The 13,085-nt window shown below is 68.6% G+C and carries 15 protein-coding genes and 1 pseudogene; 4 read left to right on the top strand and 12 right to left on the bottom strand.

Annotated features, from left to right (window positions below):
- Positions 1-309: 309 nt before the first annotated feature.
- The 5 genes from AB0B64_RS60475 to AB0B64_RS60495 form a co-directional block, all read right to left on the bottom strand.
- Positions 310-894, bottom strand: a complete 585-nt coding sequence (locus tag AB0B64_RS60475) for a hypothetical protein (RefSeq protein WP_357946104.1) — start codon at positions 892-894, stop codon at positions 310-312.
- Between the two features lie 13 nt (positions 895-907).
- The gene (locus AB0B64_RS60480; protein WP_357946102.1) at positions 908-1,387 is read right to left on the bottom strand and encodes a hypothetical protein; all 480 of its coding nucleotides are present in this window, start codon (positions 1,385-1,387) and stop codon (positions 908-910) included.
- Positions 1,388-2,068: 681 nt separating this feature from the next.
- Positions 2,069-2,563: a nitroreductase family deazaflavin-dependent oxidoreductase gene (locus AB0B64_RS60485; protein WP_358207483.1), complete on the bottom strand. Its 495-nt coding sequence runs from the start codon at positions 2,561-2,563 to the stop codon at positions 2,069-2,071.
- 339 nt (positions 2,564-2,902) lie between these two features.
- The gene (locus AB0B64_RS60490; protein ID WP_358207489.1) at positions 2,903-3,289 is read right to left on the bottom strand and encodes an MBL fold metallo-hydrolase; all 387 of its coding nucleotides are present in this window, start codon (positions 3,287-3,289) and stop codon (positions 2,903-2,905) included.
- The gene (locus AB0B64_RS60495; protein ID WP_358207495.1) at positions 3,228-4,127 is read right to left on the bottom strand and encodes a TIGR03619 family F420-dependent LLM class oxidoreductase; all 900 of its coding nucleotides are present in this window, start codon (positions 4,125-4,127) and stop codon (positions 3,228-3,230) included. Before AB0B64_RS60495 ends, AB0B64_RS60490 begins: the two co-directional genes overlap by 62 nt.
- An 18-nt stretch (positions 4,128-4,145) precedes the next feature.
- Between AB0B64_RS60495 and AB0B64_RS60500 the strand changes: the two genes are divergently transcribed.
- Complete coding sequence (locus AB0B64_RS60500; protein ID WP_357946091.1) at positions 4,146-5,000, top strand: phosphotransferase; 855 nt, start codon at positions 4,146-4,148, stop codon at positions 4,998-5,000.
- A gap of 54 nt (positions 5,001-5,054) precedes the next feature.
- Positions 5,055-5,312: a zf-TFIIB domain-containing protein gene (locus AB0B64_RS60505; protein ID WP_357946089.1), complete on the top strand. Its 258-nt coding sequence runs from the start codon at positions 5,055-5,057 to the stop codon at positions 5,310-5,312.
- Between the two features lie 80 nt (positions 5,313-5,392).
- Here AB0B64_RS60505 and AB0B64_RS60510 read toward each other — a convergent pair whose 3' ends face one another.
- From AB0B64_RS60510 to AB0B64_RS60520, 3 genes are all read right to left on the bottom strand, one after another.
- Positions 5,393-6,385: a hypothetical protein gene (locus AB0B64_RS60510; RefSeq protein WP_357946087.1), complete on the bottom strand. Its 993-nt coding sequence runs from the start codon at positions 6,383-6,385 to the stop codon at positions 5,393-5,395.
- A 37-nt stretch (positions 6,386-6,422) separates the two neighbouring features.
- Positions 6,423-8,003 carry an ABC-F family ATP-binding cassette domain-containing protein gene (locus AB0B64_RS60515; RefSeq protein WP_358207509.1) on the bottom strand — a complete coding sequence of 527 codons (1,581 nt, stop codon included), beginning with the start codon at positions 8,001-8,003 and terminating at the stop codon, positions 6,423-6,425.
- A gap of 216 nt (positions 8,004-8,219) precedes the next feature.
- Positions 8,220-8,741 carry a CGNR zinc finger domain-containing protein gene (locus AB0B64_RS60520; protein WP_357946081.1) on the bottom strand — a complete coding sequence of 174 codons (522 nt, stop codon included), beginning with the start codon at positions 8,739-8,741 and terminating at the stop codon, positions 8,220-8,222.
- Positions 8,742-8,766: 25 nt separating this feature from the next.
- Here AB0B64_RS60520 and AB0B64_RS60525 point away from each other — a divergent pair, with 25 nt between their 5' ends.
- On the top strand, positions 8,767-8,937 hold the full coding sequence (locus tag AB0B64_RS60525) for a hypothetical protein (RefSeq protein ID WP_357946078.1): 171 nt from the start codon (positions 8,767-8,769) through the stop codon (positions 8,935-8,937).
- 71 nt (positions 8,938-9,008) lie between these two features.
- Complete coding sequence (locus tag AB0B64_RS60530; RefSeq protein ID WP_358207522.1) at positions 9,009-10,772, top strand: long-chain fatty acid--CoA ligase; 1,764 nt, start codon at positions 9,009-9,011, stop codon at positions 10,770-10,772.
- A 10-nt stretch (positions 10,773-10,782) separates the two neighbouring features.
- Here AB0B64_RS60530 and AB0B64_RS60535 read toward each other — a convergent pair whose 3' ends face one another.
- From AB0B64_RS60535 to AB0B64_RS60550, 4 genes and pseudogenes are all read right to left on the bottom strand, one after another.
- On the bottom strand, positions 10,783-11,877 hold the full coding sequence (locus AB0B64_RS60535) for an acyltransferase family protein (RefSeq protein ID WP_358207528.1): 1,095 nt from the start codon (positions 11,875-11,877) through the stop codon (positions 10,783-10,785).
- Positions 11,877-12,494, bottom strand: a complete 618-nt coding sequence (locus AB0B64_RS60540) for a TetR family transcriptional regulator (protein WP_357946071.1) — start codon at positions 12,492-12,494, stop codon at positions 11,877-11,879. The genes AB0B64_RS60535 and AB0B64_RS60540 overlap by 1 nt, the downstream gene beginning before the upstream one ends.
- A 45-nt stretch (positions 12,495-12,539) precedes the next feature.
- On the bottom strand, positions 12,540-12,671 hold the full coding sequence (locus AB0B64_RS60545) for a hypothetical protein (RefSeq protein WP_358207538.1): 132 nt from the start codon (positions 12,669-12,671) through the stop codon (positions 12,540-12,542).
- Positions 12,672-12,714: 43 nt separating this feature from the next.
- Positions 12,715-12,918: pseudogene (locus AB0B64_RS60550) on the bottom strand (hypothetical protein); the annotation flags it as partial.
- Positions 12,919-13,085 lie beyond the last annotated feature (167 nt).

Raw genomic sequence — 13,085 nt, forward strand, 5'->3', positions numbered from 1 at the left:
CCACATCCCGCGAGGACGGCTACGAGGGACGCCGCGATCATGACGTGGACCGATCTCATGACGCCCTACCGTATCGCCCGGATCACCTGCCGGAGGTGCGGCATCGCCCACTTCCCGGCCGGCCCCGACTGTCATGACGGCTCTTCGAAGTCAAGCGGGGTCGAGGCAGCCGCGCTTGACGGCGAAGAGCCCATATCAGGTGCATATCTCTGTTACGAGGCGATGATTTCCGTGGATGGCTTGCGGCCCACCCACGAGGCGCCGAAGAGCCCGCACAAGGCGGGCTGTTCGGGGTGGGATATTTCCGAGTTAAGACATCGTTTCCAGTTCGGCACGCGTCAGCTTAAGGGTGTTGTCCGGCAGCGACTCGGGGTTGCTGGAGGTGTCCAGCGGATACTTGGCCTGGACGGGGTTGAGCAATGCGGCGGGCGAGTCAGGGTAGGTTTCCAGGAACAGGACGTAGCCGCTGTCCTGGTTCATCGGAGTGGTGTGCTCCTCCTCATAGGTCACCCCTTCGAAGTTTCCCCCGAGCTCCTTGACCTCGATGGACTGCCCCACCTGGGCCTGACCTTTGAAGACCTTTATCACCTGGGCGGTGTAGACGGTGATGACCGTCGGCGGGGCCTCGGGCTGAGCAGCCACCCCTGCCGGGGCTCCCGCGTTGGGATTCAGGTTCGGATCTGTCTCTGCGGGATCGGGCGCTTCCTCTTGTTCCTGGAGATAACGCGGCTCTCCGACGATGCGGGCTTCGACGACGAGGGTCGCCTTCTCGAAGAGCGCGTCGGCGCTTTGGTACTGGGGATAGTCGGCTCGATAGAGGACAGGTTCCTCATGCGCCGAGCATGCGGTCACGAACACCGCGGCGAAGACAAGTGCGCCAAGACGCCGTAGCACGGGCCGGCCTCCTTTAGTAGTAGGCATTGACGTCGGCGACATCGTGCGACTGGGGCTTGGTCATCGAGTTGCGGTTCCTGCTCGAATTCATGATCGAGGTGCCCGAGTTGTGCGCGAGGTTCAACGCGTGCCCGAGCTCGTGAACCAACGTGCTCGTGACGAAGTTCGAGAAGTTCGACGCGTCCCTGTTGATCGTCCGGGAGTTCAGCCGGACGTACATGCACATCCCGCCGCACCTCTGATAGTGCCCGTAATAGGTGTTGCTGTAGGACTTCACCGTGATCGTTGAACCTGAATTTGAGTTCTTGTAGAAATTGGCGGGGCTCGCGGTCGCGTTCCAATTGGACAGCGCCTTGTTCATCGGCGTCTGCCAGGTGCCGTTATAGCTGTAGGGGTAGATATGAATACTGGCGATGTCCTGACCGGTGCCGTTCCAGTGGGCGAATGCCGGCGAGACGCCCACCGTTCCCACCAGCATGACGGCGAGGACCATGAACAATCCTCGCCGTGCGTTACGTCCTAACGTTCCCGAATGCATTGTCGAGCCATCACTCCTTGCGTTCTGGGGGGGTGTTGTGCGTGCACACAAAAGGGAGCTGACCGCCGAGATGAAAGTCAAGGCCCGGCTATCGAATGGGAGGCGTCGAAAGCTGATCGAAGCGCTTTGAACGGAGTATGAACGCGAGGATGATCACGTGTCAAGGATTGGCTGAGCAGGGTGTCGACGACATGGTCACTCCTACCAAGCAAGGAGGGAGATACAGCGCGGACGCGGCCCCACCCGCCCGCTCCGCGGGGACCAGGGGCCAGAGTCCAGCGCTGGTCGTCGGCGAACCCGTGCGCCAACAACTCACGGGTCGGTTCGGCTTCCAGCCGCGGCCACTGTGCGGCGGTCGGCTTCTCCCGCGAGACGGGCCCCTGCGACCGCAGCGCCCCGCTGCCCAGCCGCACGCCAGTGACCGGCCGACCGACCGCTCACTGACCCGTTAGTCCCGCGAAACCAAACAGTCACGGCTGATGTCTCTACGAATTCGCCCCGCGCATGTCCGGGAAATCCCGGGCTGGAAATCGGGGTGGTCGCCCGCCGACGGCGTAGGGTTTGGCCCGTTGTGGTCCTTTGTCAGGCGGACGCCAGAGCCGCGTCACGAGCCCGTCACTGTGCTTCGAGCACGTGTCAGTGTTCCTCGGCCGCGGGCTCCAGAACGAAGACGGGCATCTCACGGTCCGTCTTCTTCTGGTAGTCGGCATAGTCCGGGTACGCCTCGACGGCTCGAGCCCACCACACGGCCTTCTCGTCCCTGGTCACCTCACGTGCCAGCATGTCCTGGCGCACCGGGCCGTCCTGAAGCTCCACCCGGGGTTCGGCCACCACGTTGTGGTACCAGACCGGGTGCTTGGGGGCTCCTCCCAAGGAGGCGACCACGGCGTAGGAGCCGTCGTGTTCCACCCGCATCAGCGGGGACTTGCGGATCTTGCCGCTCTTCACGCCCAGGGTGGTCAGGATGACGACAGGCAGGTCCCGCCGGTTCGCGTCTTCCGACCCGATCAGACTGCCCAGCGTGGTTCCTTCCGTACCGCCGGAGCTTTCGTACAGCTCCACATGGTCACGTACCAACTGCGTCGTGCTCGGCTCGCACTCGCCTTTGAGTGGCGTGTTGCGTATCTTCAAGCTGTCGAGAATGTCCGATCCGCGCAACGCGAAAGGCGGACGCGATCATTCCCGGTGCTGTTGACCGGCGGGCTCGCTTCGCCACGATCACACGACAGCCCGCGGCCGGGCGGTCTCACGGGCCGGCGCCCGGACCCCGTTCGCGGACGTGCCGGCTCCCCGCGAATCCAGCTCGCTTTTCCGGTCGTGTGATTGCCGCGCACACCTGTACGGCAACGCGGCCGACCGGCCCGAGCGGGCGCGGGCCTGTCCCTCCGACATGACGGATGCGGAGTGGGTGGTGCGCGATCAGCTGCCCGTGCTGGCGTGGCTGGACGACACCGCCGTGGCCCAGCCGGTTCATTCGAGGCGGATCGCGGTAAAACGCTGCCCCACCTCGACGGCGATCGCCGCCGCGCCCGGCTCTAGTGCCTTCTCGACGGCTGATGGCGGCATGTAGACCCTGAGCGCCGAGTTGCGTTCACGTGCCGCCGAAAGCTGGTCGAGGTCCATATGGTCAGGGTGCTCGTGGGTCACCAGCACCTCGTCGGCCCCGTCGAGGGCCTCGCTCTCGGAGAACGTGCCCGGTCGATGACGAGCACCCGGCCATCGACCTCCAAACGCACACAGGCATGACCGTATTTGATCAAGCGCATGCGCCCACCATGCCAGGAACAGCCAAGCGCTAAGCCGAGGGTGCCAGGGCTTCCAGGGCCTCCTCCGCGCGGCGCATCGCCTCCTTGGCATCGCAGGTGACGATCTCCGGATCGAAGTTCAGGTCGTGGAAGACCTCCGTCACGCCCTGCGCCGCCAGTTCGCCGACGTCCGCCCTGATCTGCTCGTAGGTGCCCGTCAGTGGCTGCCGATCCGCAGCGCCTTCCGGGCGTACGCGGGTCACGCCCCGGCAGACGAAGCGGAGCGCGTCGGCGTCGCGGCGGCCCGCCTCCGCGGCCGCCGACTTGATCAGCTCGATCCGCCCGGCGACCGCCGCCAGGTCCTCCCGGCTCGAACTGATCCAGCCGTCCGCGAGCCGCCCGGCCCGCCGTAGCGCGACGTCGGCGGTGCCGCCGAGCAGGATGGGCGGCACCGGCGACGGCTTGGGATCGATGTGGGAGCGCGGCACCTGGTAGAACTCCCCGTGGTGCTCCACCACCTCGTCCTGCCACGCCTTGCGCAGGACCTGGACGAACTCCTCGCCCCTGCGCCCCCGGCGCTCGAAGCCGACCCCTGCGGCCTCGAACTCCTCCCGCAGCCACCCCAGCCCGAGCCCGGCCGTCAGCCTGCCCATGGAGACGCTCTGCAGCGTCGCGAGCTGCTTGGCCAGCGGCACCGGCTGGACGAAGGCGTTGACGATCGCCACACCCAGCCGGATCGTGCTGGTCACCCCCGCCAGGTAGGCGAGCGTGACGAGCGGGTCGTGCACGCTGCGATATGTCGGTCCCATCGGATGCCCCACCGGATAGAGCACCCGCTGGAAGGTCCAGAGCTCGTGATATCCCAGCTCCTCGGCGCGGGCGGCGACGCGACGCATGTTGCCCGGCGTGGCCCACGGCCCGGATTGGGGCACGGCGAAACCTATTCTCATGACCTCTAGTCTGTACGAGTGGCTCTGGAGGAGGAGCTGGCGGGGATCGCCGGCGCTTATGGCGGCACGGGCGACATCGTGCGCCATCCGACACGTACGGACGTGGTGGTCCTGCGCCGGGGCGAGGTGGTGGTGAAGGCGCACTCGGCGCGCGACGAGGTGGAGTCGCTGCGGCCGAGGCTGCGCGCGGCCGCGTCGGCGGCGCTCAGCGGCCTGATGCTGGCGCCGCTGGATCCCGAGGTGCTGACGGTGGCGGGCCGGGCCGTCACGGTGTGGCCGGCGGGACGCCCGGTCTCCCAGGACGCCCCCGACGCCGCGCCCTGGGAGGAGGGGGCCAGGCTGCTCGCCCGGTTACACGCCGTACCCCTGACGCTGTTACCGCCGCTGCCCGCGGCCGGCGGACCGGCTCGGGCTGCCCGCGCGGTGCGGCGGATGCCCGGCGACGGTCCCGTCGAGCAGCTCGTACGCCGGGCGTTCAGCGAGCTCCCCGAGCCCGAGCCGGGCCCCGGGCTGCTCACCCACGGCGACTGGCACCTGGGCCAGCTCGTCTGCCGCGACCGCTGGCTGCTCATCGACGTCGACGACCTGGGCGTCGGCGACCCCGCCTGGGACCTGGCCAGACCGGCCGCCTGGTACGCCGCGGGGCTGCTCGACCCGGTCGTCTGGGACCGGTTCCTCGGCGCCTACCTCGCCTCCGGCGGGCCCGCGCTCGGCCGGGGCGACGACCCGTGGCAACAGCTGGACCTTCCCGCCCGGGCGCTGACCGTGCAACTGGCCGCCGTGGCGGTGCTCAACGCCTTCCGGGAGCGTCGGGAACTGGACGAGGTGGAGCATTCGTTGGTCGAGTCGTGCAACAGAATCGTCCGAGCGTGACGGTGTTTCGCGCGGTAGGTTCTTCCCTAAACTCCAAGCCGAGGAGAGCGTGAAATGCAGTGCCCGAAGTGCCGCGGCAATATGCGGACATATGAGCGTAATGGCGTCCACATCGAGCAGTGCGACAACTGCCGGGGGATCTTCCTCGACTATGGCGAGCTCGAGACGCTGACCCGGATGGAGTCGCAGTACCACGCCGCTCCGCCGCCCGCGCCGGGCCCGGCGTGGGGCGCCCCGCACCACGGTGGCGGCCACCACTACGGCCACCACCGTGGCCAGCGCAGCTGGGTGGGCATGCTGTTCTCGACCTGATCCAGTCTCGGCCCGATCAGGCCTGCTCCCCCGATCCAGCGGGCCGCGTACTCCAACTCCAAGTACGCGGCCCCGGCCCGTCAGTGCGGGAACTGCTCCGGATCCACGTCGGAGGTGCGGGCGTTGCCGCCGGAGATGGCGTGCAGCGTGACCCGCCAGTCGTGCCAGCGGATCTGCGTCGCGGTGAACGTGGTCTTGAACTTCACCGTCTTCTGGAACCGCTCGAAACTGCACTCACGGGTGAACGACTTGCTCTTGCCGTCCCAGTCCACCCCGTGCGTGAAGAAGATCTTGTAGCTGCCGTCGCGCACGCCCCTGACCTTGAACTTCGCCTTCTTGCGCACGTACACGCTGAACGCCGTGGACTTGCCCTTCAGGACGGTCACGACCGCGTCACGGGTGCCGCCGTTGTCGATCTGCAGCGAGCTGCGGCCCGACATGCTGGTCTTGCGGAGATAGTGGCCGTTGCCGAGCCGCCTCGACTGCTTGCCCTTGGCCTTCACGGTGACCACGTCGGCCGGATAGCCGCCGGCGCCCTGCAGCGCCTCGCCCGCCTGGTCGAGCGAGTCGAGCCGGTCGCCCAGGTCGGTCAGCACGGCCGACGAGGTGCACAGGTTGCCGCTGCGGACCTTGCCCGCCGTGGTGCCGAGCTGGGTGGCGAATTCGCGCAGGCTGGCCACGTACGCGTCGTGCTGGGCGCGCACCTCCTGCGGCGGCGCGATGGCGGTCAGCTCGTTGGCGGCGCCCAGCAGTTGCTCCTGGGCGCTCTGCACGCGCTGGTTGAGCGTCTTGACGGTACGGGCGCCGGCCATGGCGTTGATCGCGTCGAGCATGGCCTTGTGCTTGGTGCCCAGCTCGCTCTTGTACGCCTCGGCGGTCAGCGCGGCCGGGCCGGTCGGGCCGCTGCTCTGTGGGGTGGCCGGACCGGAGTTCGCGACGATCGAGCCGGTGCCGCCACCGACGCCGCTCACACTGGCCTCGCCGCCGCTCGGCCGCTGGGGCGTGGCGGAGCACGCGGCCAGTGTGAGGCTCGCGAGCGCGAGCGTGGAACAGATCAAGCGAGGGGGAGCCACGTGCCACACTATCGCCGGATTGATCCCCACCCGTCAATTACGATTCGGTCAGTCCCTCCTCGCGGTCCTGCCGCAGCCACCTGGTCAAACCGAGCATCTCCAGGAAGGGCAGATCGTGGCTGGCCACGATCAGCGCCCCCCGGTAGGCGGCGAGCGCCTGCGCCAGCTGGCGGACGCTGGGCATGTCGAGATTGTTGGTCGGCTCGTCGAGCAGGAGCAGTTGCGGCGGCGGCTCCGCCGACAGCAACGCCGCCAGGGTCGCGCGGAACCGCTCGCCGCCCGACAGTGTGCCCACCGGCCGCGCCACCCGATCGCCCCGGAACAGGAACCGCGCCAAGCGGGCGCGTACGTCGTTCACCGGCGCGGACGGCGCCAGCGCGCGGACGTTGTCGAGCACGCTCAGCGAGTCGTCGAGCAGGTCGAGCCGCTGGGCCAGGTAGCGGACCGGGACGTTCGCCCCATGTTCGGTGATGCGCCGCAGCAGGGTGGTCTTGCCGGACCCGTTGGGGCCGAGCAGCGCGATCCGCTCGGGTCCGCGCACGACCAGCTGCTTCAGCGCCTGATCGGACTCACGCGCCGTACGGGACAGCGGGAATTCCAGGACCACGCGGCCGGCGGGCACCGCGGTGCCCGGTAGCTTGATGCGGATCTCCGCGTCGTCGCGGACCGCCTGCTCGGCCTCGGTCAGCCGGTCACGGGCCTCCTCCAGCTTCTCGGCGTGCATGTTGCGGTGCTTGCCCGCCGACACCTGGGCCTGGCGCTTGCGCGCCTGCATGATGATCTTCGGTTCGCGCTTGCTGGCGTACATCTTCGCGCCGTAGCGCTGGCGCCGGTCGAGCTTGGTGCCGGCCTCGACCAGCTCGCGCTGCTGCCGCTTCACGTCGGCCTCGGCGACCCGGACGCCGCGTTCCGCGGCCTCCTGCTCGGCGGCGAGGATCTCCTCGTACGCGCTCAGGTTGCCGCCGTAGCGGCGGACGGTGCCCTCGCGCAGGTCGGCGATGCGGTCGACGAGCTCGAGCAACGCCCGGTCGTGACTGACGACCACCATCACGCCCGGCCACGCGGCGACCGCGGCGTAGAGCCGCCGCCGCGCGTCGAGGTCGAGGTTGTTGGTGGGCTCGTCGAGCAGCAGGACATCGGGCCGCTTGAGGAACTGGGCGGCCAGCGCGACCATGACGGTCTCGCCGCCCGACAACGTGGCGACCGTACGGTCGAGCCCCACGTGGCCGAGGCCGAGCGGGTCCAGCTCGGCCCGCGCGCGCTCCTCCACGTCCCAGTCGTCGCCGACGGCCGTGAAGTGCTCCTCGGCGACGTCGCCGGCCTCGATGGCGTGCAGCGCCTTGCGGGCCGCGCTGATGCCGAGCAGGTCGGAGACGGTACGGGCGGCATGCAGGGGAAGGTTCTGCGGCAGGTAGCCCACCTCTCCCATGACCGAGACGGATCCGGTGGAGGGGACCAGCTCGCCGGCGATGATCCTGAGCAGGGTGGACTTGCCGGAGCCGTTGGCCCCGATCAGGCCGGTGCGCCCGGCCGGGAAGGCGGCGTCGAGGCCGTCGAGCACAGGGGTGCCGTCGGACCAGGCGAAGGACACGCCGTCGACGACGATGGAGAATGACATGAGGTGGCTCCCGTCACAACGAAATTCCGTGACTTGGCGGGAAACACCGCTGAATACGACGCCTGATGACGACAGCTGGATGCGACAAAGGATCGTACGCCGAAGGAATCGGCCAGGTGCGGTGCCCGCGACCTCAGACCCTCACGTCAACTGCCCCCAGGGCTCGGCGATACGTCGCAGAGGACTGTACCCGGCCGGAAATCATCCGGCAAGCATTTATCCGGCAAGGCCCCTGGCCCGATGGGCCGCCACGTTCACCCGGTTGGCGCAGGCCAGCGAGCAGAACCGGCGCCGACCGTTGCGCGAGGTGTCGACGTAGACCGTCTCGCACCCCGGCCGGTCGCACCGGCCGAGCCGGCGCCCGTCGGAGAACGAGATGGCCATGGCCAGCCCGCCCGCCGTGGTGTCCTTCGCCCTGCTGACGATGTCGGCGTCCACGGAGAAGAAGTGCAGGTGCGGCTCGCGGCCGTCGTGCGCGCTCACATAGGGCTTGGACGCGGTGATGTCGAGCAGGTCGTTGATCAGCTTGATCTGGGTGTCCTGGTCCTGCTCCCCGAAGAGCGGGGCGAGGCGGTGCCGCCACTCCGCCAGCTCGGCCGCCTGCTCGGGCGTGACCTGGGGACGGAGCATGGCGTGCTCCGCGAGCATCGCCTCGACCGCCTCCGGCCGGAAGTCGGTGCCGTTGACCAGGGCGGCCGCCAGAGCGGCGCCGTTGCCTCCGTAAGCATTGAAATGCATAAGACCATTACATCAGGCTGGAGTCATGCACTCCAGAGACCTCCACGATCCGCTGGCTCTCGCCGTCGTCTCCTCCCACATGACCTCCGAGGGCGTCGTGTCCTACCTGCGCTGCGCCTGCGGCGCGTGGGAGGTACGGACCGCGCGCCTGGTCGGCACCGCCCGCCCGCGCGGGGGCGTACGGCAGCACGTCTGACGCTCGGGCATCGACTGGCATGGGGGGCGGCACCTAGAGTCGGCAGCAACGTCCCCACCAGGAGGCCAGGCATGTCCAGCATCCCCGCCCTGCTGCGCGACCGGATCGCGGCCACCCCCGACGCGGCCGCCTATCTGGTGCCGTCGGACGACGGCTGGACCTCACTGTCCTGGCGGGAGGTCGGCGAACGCGTACGCGGGCTCACGCTCGGCCTGGCCGCCCTGGGCGCCGGTCCGGGCACCCGCGTGTCGATCCTCTGCTCCACCCGGCTCGAATGGGTGCTGACCGACCTGGCCGTGCTGTCCACCGGGGCCGCGACCACCACGATCTACCCGTCCAACACCGCCGCCGAGTCGGCCTTCGTCATCACCGACTCCGGCAGCACGATCGTCGTCGCCGAGAACGACGACCAGGTGGCCAAGCTGAGGTCCGTACAGAAGGAACTGCCGGACGTCACGCAGGTGGTCGTCATCGACGGCGCGCCCGCCGACGACGGCTGGGTGGTCACGCTCGACTCGCTGAGCACGCACGACGCCGCTCACCTTGACTATGACGCGATGGTCGACGCCATCGGCGAGCACGATCTGGCCACGCTCATCTACACCTCCGGCACGACCGGCCGCCCCAAGGGCGTGGAGCTGACCCACGACAACTGGCTGTACGCCGCCGACGCGGTCCGCAAGATCGAGCTGATCTCCGAAGACGACCTGCACTTCCTCTGGCTGCCGCTGTCGCACTCGTTCGGCAAGCTGCTGGAGGTGGTGATGATCGACATCGGCGTGGCCACCGCGATCGACGGCCGCCTCGACCGCATCGCCGACAATCTCGGCGCGCTCAAGCCGACCATCATGGCCGCCGCGCCGCGCATCTTCGAGAAGATCCACAACACCGTGGCGTCCACGGTGGCGCGCGAGGGCGGCGTCAAGGCGCGCATCTTCGCCTGGGCCAGGAAGACGGGCATCCGGGTCAGCAAGGCGCGCCGGCGCGGCGCCGCGATCCCGCTCAGCGTCCGCCTGGAGTACGGGCTGGCCGACCGGCTGGTGTTCGCCAAGCTGCGGGAGCGGTTCGGCGGCCGGATCCGCTACTTCATCTCCGGCTCGGCGCCGCTCAACCAGGACATCGCCGAGTTCTTCGACGCGGCCGGGCTGACGATCCTCGAAGGCTACGGGCTGACCGAGTCGTCGGCCGGCAGCTTCCTCAACCGGCCGGACTCGGTGAAGTACGGCACGGTCGGGCCGCCGTTCCCGGGCACCCGGGTGCGGATCGCCGAGGACGGGGAGATCCTGATCGGCGGGCGCGGCATCATGCGCGGCTATCACAACCTGCCGGAGGAGACGGCTGAGACGCTGTCGGACGGCTGGCTGCACACCGGCGACATCGGCGAGCTCGACCAGGCCGGGCGGCTGGTCATCACCGATCGCAAGAAGGAGCTGATCAAGACCTCGGGCGGCAAGTACGTGGCCCCCACCTACCTGGAGGGCCGCATCAAGGCCACCTGCCCGTACCTGTCGCACGTCTTCGTCCACGGCGACCGGCGCAACTACGTCACGGCGCTGGTGACGCTCGACATGGAGGTCGTCAAGCCCTGGGCCGAGGCCGAGGGACTGCCCCTCGACCCCGAGCGGCTGCGCGAGCATCCGCGCATGCGCGCGGAGGTCGAGAGCGCGGTCAAGCAGGTGAACGCCGACCAGGCCAGCTACGCGACGGTCAAGAAGTTCGCGATCCTGGCGGCGGACTTCACGGTGGAGACGGGCGAGCTCACGCCGAGCCTGAAGGTCAAGCGCAAGGCCGTCGAGGAGCGCTACGGCGACACCCTCGACTCCTTCTACGCGTGATCTTCAGACATCACAGCACCCGTTTGGCGCCCGGCAGCGATCGTACGAGGTAGGCCAGCCCCCAGCAGACCGGCAGCGCGATGACGGCCGCGACGGCGAACTTGACGATCGCGATCGCGTGCAGCCCGCTCAGCGCGTAGCCGATCGCGACCAGGACGAGCGGGTGGATGATGTACACGGTGAACGCCTGGGCCGACAGCCACTTGCCGCGCGGCCCCTGGTGGTTGAAGCGCTCCCTGAAGACCACGGTGAGCCCGATGATCACGCTGACCGCGAAGGCCGACTCCCAGGTGGCGGTCACGGCGGTCGACAGCGCACCCGTGGTGACCTGCGAGAGCGGCAGGAGCACGGCGCTCACCAGGGCCGCGATGCCGAACCCGAGCGGCCCCGCCTTGGTGGGCAGGGTCATGAACCAGCCGCGCCTGAAGGCGATGAGGCCGACCACGAACATGGCCGCGTACTGCGGCAGGAAGTACGGCGTCGGCAGCCCCAGCACCGGCACGTAGGAGCCGACGGGCACCGGGATGCGCCACAAGGTGGTGGCCACCGACAGGCCGACGGTGAACAGCACGATCCAGCGCGCCCGCAACACCGCGTGTGGCGCCCCGAACGGGGTCTCGACCGGCGCGCTGAAGCGCCGCCACAGCGCGTAGAGGGCGGCGAACACGATCAGCACCTCGACGAACCACATCGGTCCCGGATCCCACGACCCGATGTAGTACTGCCAGTACGGCAACGAGGCGTAGTCGGACCGGTAGGAGCCGATCGTCACCAGCGGACGCAGCACGAGCAGGAAGACCAGCAACGGGATGCCCAGCCGGATCAGGCGGTCCCGCAGGAACGACCGCCCGCCCTTGCGGTCGTAGGAGCCGGGCGTGAAGAAGCCGGAGATCAGGAAGAAGAAGCCCATGAAGAACGCCTGGTCGAACACCACGAGGATGTCCAGCGCGACCCCCGAGGGGTCCTGGGCGGGCTCGGTGTAGAACCAGAGCGGGATGTTTCCGTAGGTGACCGCGACATGGTGGACGACGACCAGCGCGGTCAGGACGATGCGCAGGTTGTCGATGGCGAAGAGCCGCGTGGCAGTCCTCGGCTCGGTCTTCATTATTTGACAGCCCTCTCGAATAGGTCGGCCAGCTCTCTGGCGTGAGCGTCGAGGTCGTGGTCGGGATAGGTCACCCAGTAGCCGAACATGTTGTCGATGGCCGACGACATCGTGACGGCCATCACGCGTACGTCGAACGTCCTGAACTCCCCGGCGGCCTGGCCGGCGCGATAGATCCGCTCCAGCGCCGCGTAGGTCTCCTCGTTGGCCTTGAAGCCGTAGCGCGGCTGGCCGTCGGCGGTGCGCAGGTTGTAGAAGATCTGGCCGAGCGCCCTGAGTTGCGTCCGGTGCGCCCTCATGTGCTCGGCGACCGCCAGGATGTACGTCCTGAGCAGGCCCGTGGCCGATTCCTGCCCCTCCATCCGGGCCCGGACGTGCTCGTCGATCGCGCTGTAGACCTGGTTGACCACCTCCTCCATCAACTCGTCCTTGCCGGCGAAGTGATAGGAGATGACGCCCTTGCTGATGCCGGCGTGCTGGGCGATCCGGGCCAGCGACGCCCCGGCGAACCCGGACTCGGCGATCACCTCGATCGCGGACGCGACGATCTGGGCCCGCCGCGCCTCTTCGATGAACGAACGCGCCTTCTGGCCGCTCGGTTCATTTTCTGACCGCATGGCCAAAATTTAACACATGCGGTCATTATTCGCGCATCAGGCTGGTCAGAGCCTCAGCCAGCCCGCCCGGCCGTACCATCCGCCGCCCGCGGCGAGGTGGTCGGCGATGGCCCGCTCCAGCCGCGTACGGCGGGGCCACTCGGCGGGGGCCTCCGATCCGAAGACGAAGTCGAGCACGTCGCGACGAGGAACCGCTCGTCCGGAAAGGAGCGCGGGAAAAAAACTCCCTGGCCCGCTCGAACGACGCGTCGCAGGCGGCGGGTGTCAGGGCGCCCTTGAAATCGGGGATGTGCACGCCCAGCGCCAGATCCCCCGGCCCGGCGGGCAGCCCTGCCGCTGTGACGCCCTCGCCGGTCCTGGTGCCCATCCTGACCCGCTCGAACTGCAGCGTCTTGAATTCTCTGTGGTTCTCTGAAGGAATCAGGCAACTCGGACGGGCGTGGCCTGGCCTGGGCCGTTCCCGTGCTCGATGTGCATGAGCACGGGGGTGGCTTTAGCGTGGTGGAAGCCGGTCCGATGGTGAGAATTCCTTGCATGCCCTGTCCGGTACGGCTGGTGCCGTCCCGGCTTGGGTGCATGGCCCGCCGGACG

Source organism: Nonomuraea sp. NPDC049129 (genome assembly GCF_040648495.1).
Taxonomy (GTDB): domain Bacteria; phylum Actinomycetota; class Actinomycetes; order Streptosporangiales; family Streptosporangiaceae; genus Nonomuraea.

Coding starts and splice junctions, on each gene's coding strand:
- AB0B64_RS60480 (WP_357946102.1), bottom strand. CDS start 1,387: ATGGTCCTCGCCGTCATGCTGGTGGGAACGGTGGGCGTCTCGCCGGCA.
- AB0B64_RS60490 (WP_358207489.1), bottom strand. CDS start 3,289: ATGCCAAGGAGGCGATGCGCCGCGCGGAGGAGGCCCTGGAAGCCCTGG.
- AB0B64_RS60495 (WP_358207495.1), bottom strand. CDS start 4,127: ATGAGAATAGGTTTCGCCGTGCCCCAATCCGGGCCGTGGGCCACGCCG.
- AB0B64_RS60505 (WP_357946089.1), top strand. CDS start 5,055: ATGCAGTGCCCGAAGTGCCGCGGCAATATGCGGACATATGAGCGTAAT.
- AB0B64_RS60515 (WP_358207509.1), bottom strand. CDS start 8,003: ATGTCATTCTCCATCGTCGTCGACGGCGTGTCCTTCGCCTGGTCCGAC.
- AB0B64_RS60520 (WP_357946081.1), bottom strand. CDS start 8,741: ATGCATTTCAATGCTTACGGAGGCAACGGCGCCGCTCTGGCGGCCGCC.
- AB0B64_RS60525 (WP_357946078.1), top strand. CDS start 8,767: ATGCACTCCAGAGACCTCCACGATCCGCTGGCTCTCGCCGTCGTCTCC.
- AB0B64_RS60530 (WP_358207522.1), top strand. CDS start 9,009: ATGTCCAGCATCCCCGCCCTGCTGCGCGACCGGATCGCGGCCACCCCC.
- AB0B64_RS60535 (WP_358207528.1), bottom strand. CDS start 11,877: ATGAAGACCGAGCCGAGGACTGCCACGCGGCTCTTCGCCATCGACAAC.
- AB0B64_RS60540 (WP_357946071.1), bottom strand. CDS start 12,494: ATGCGGTCAGAAAATGAACCGAGCGGCCAGAAGGCGCGTTCGTTCATC.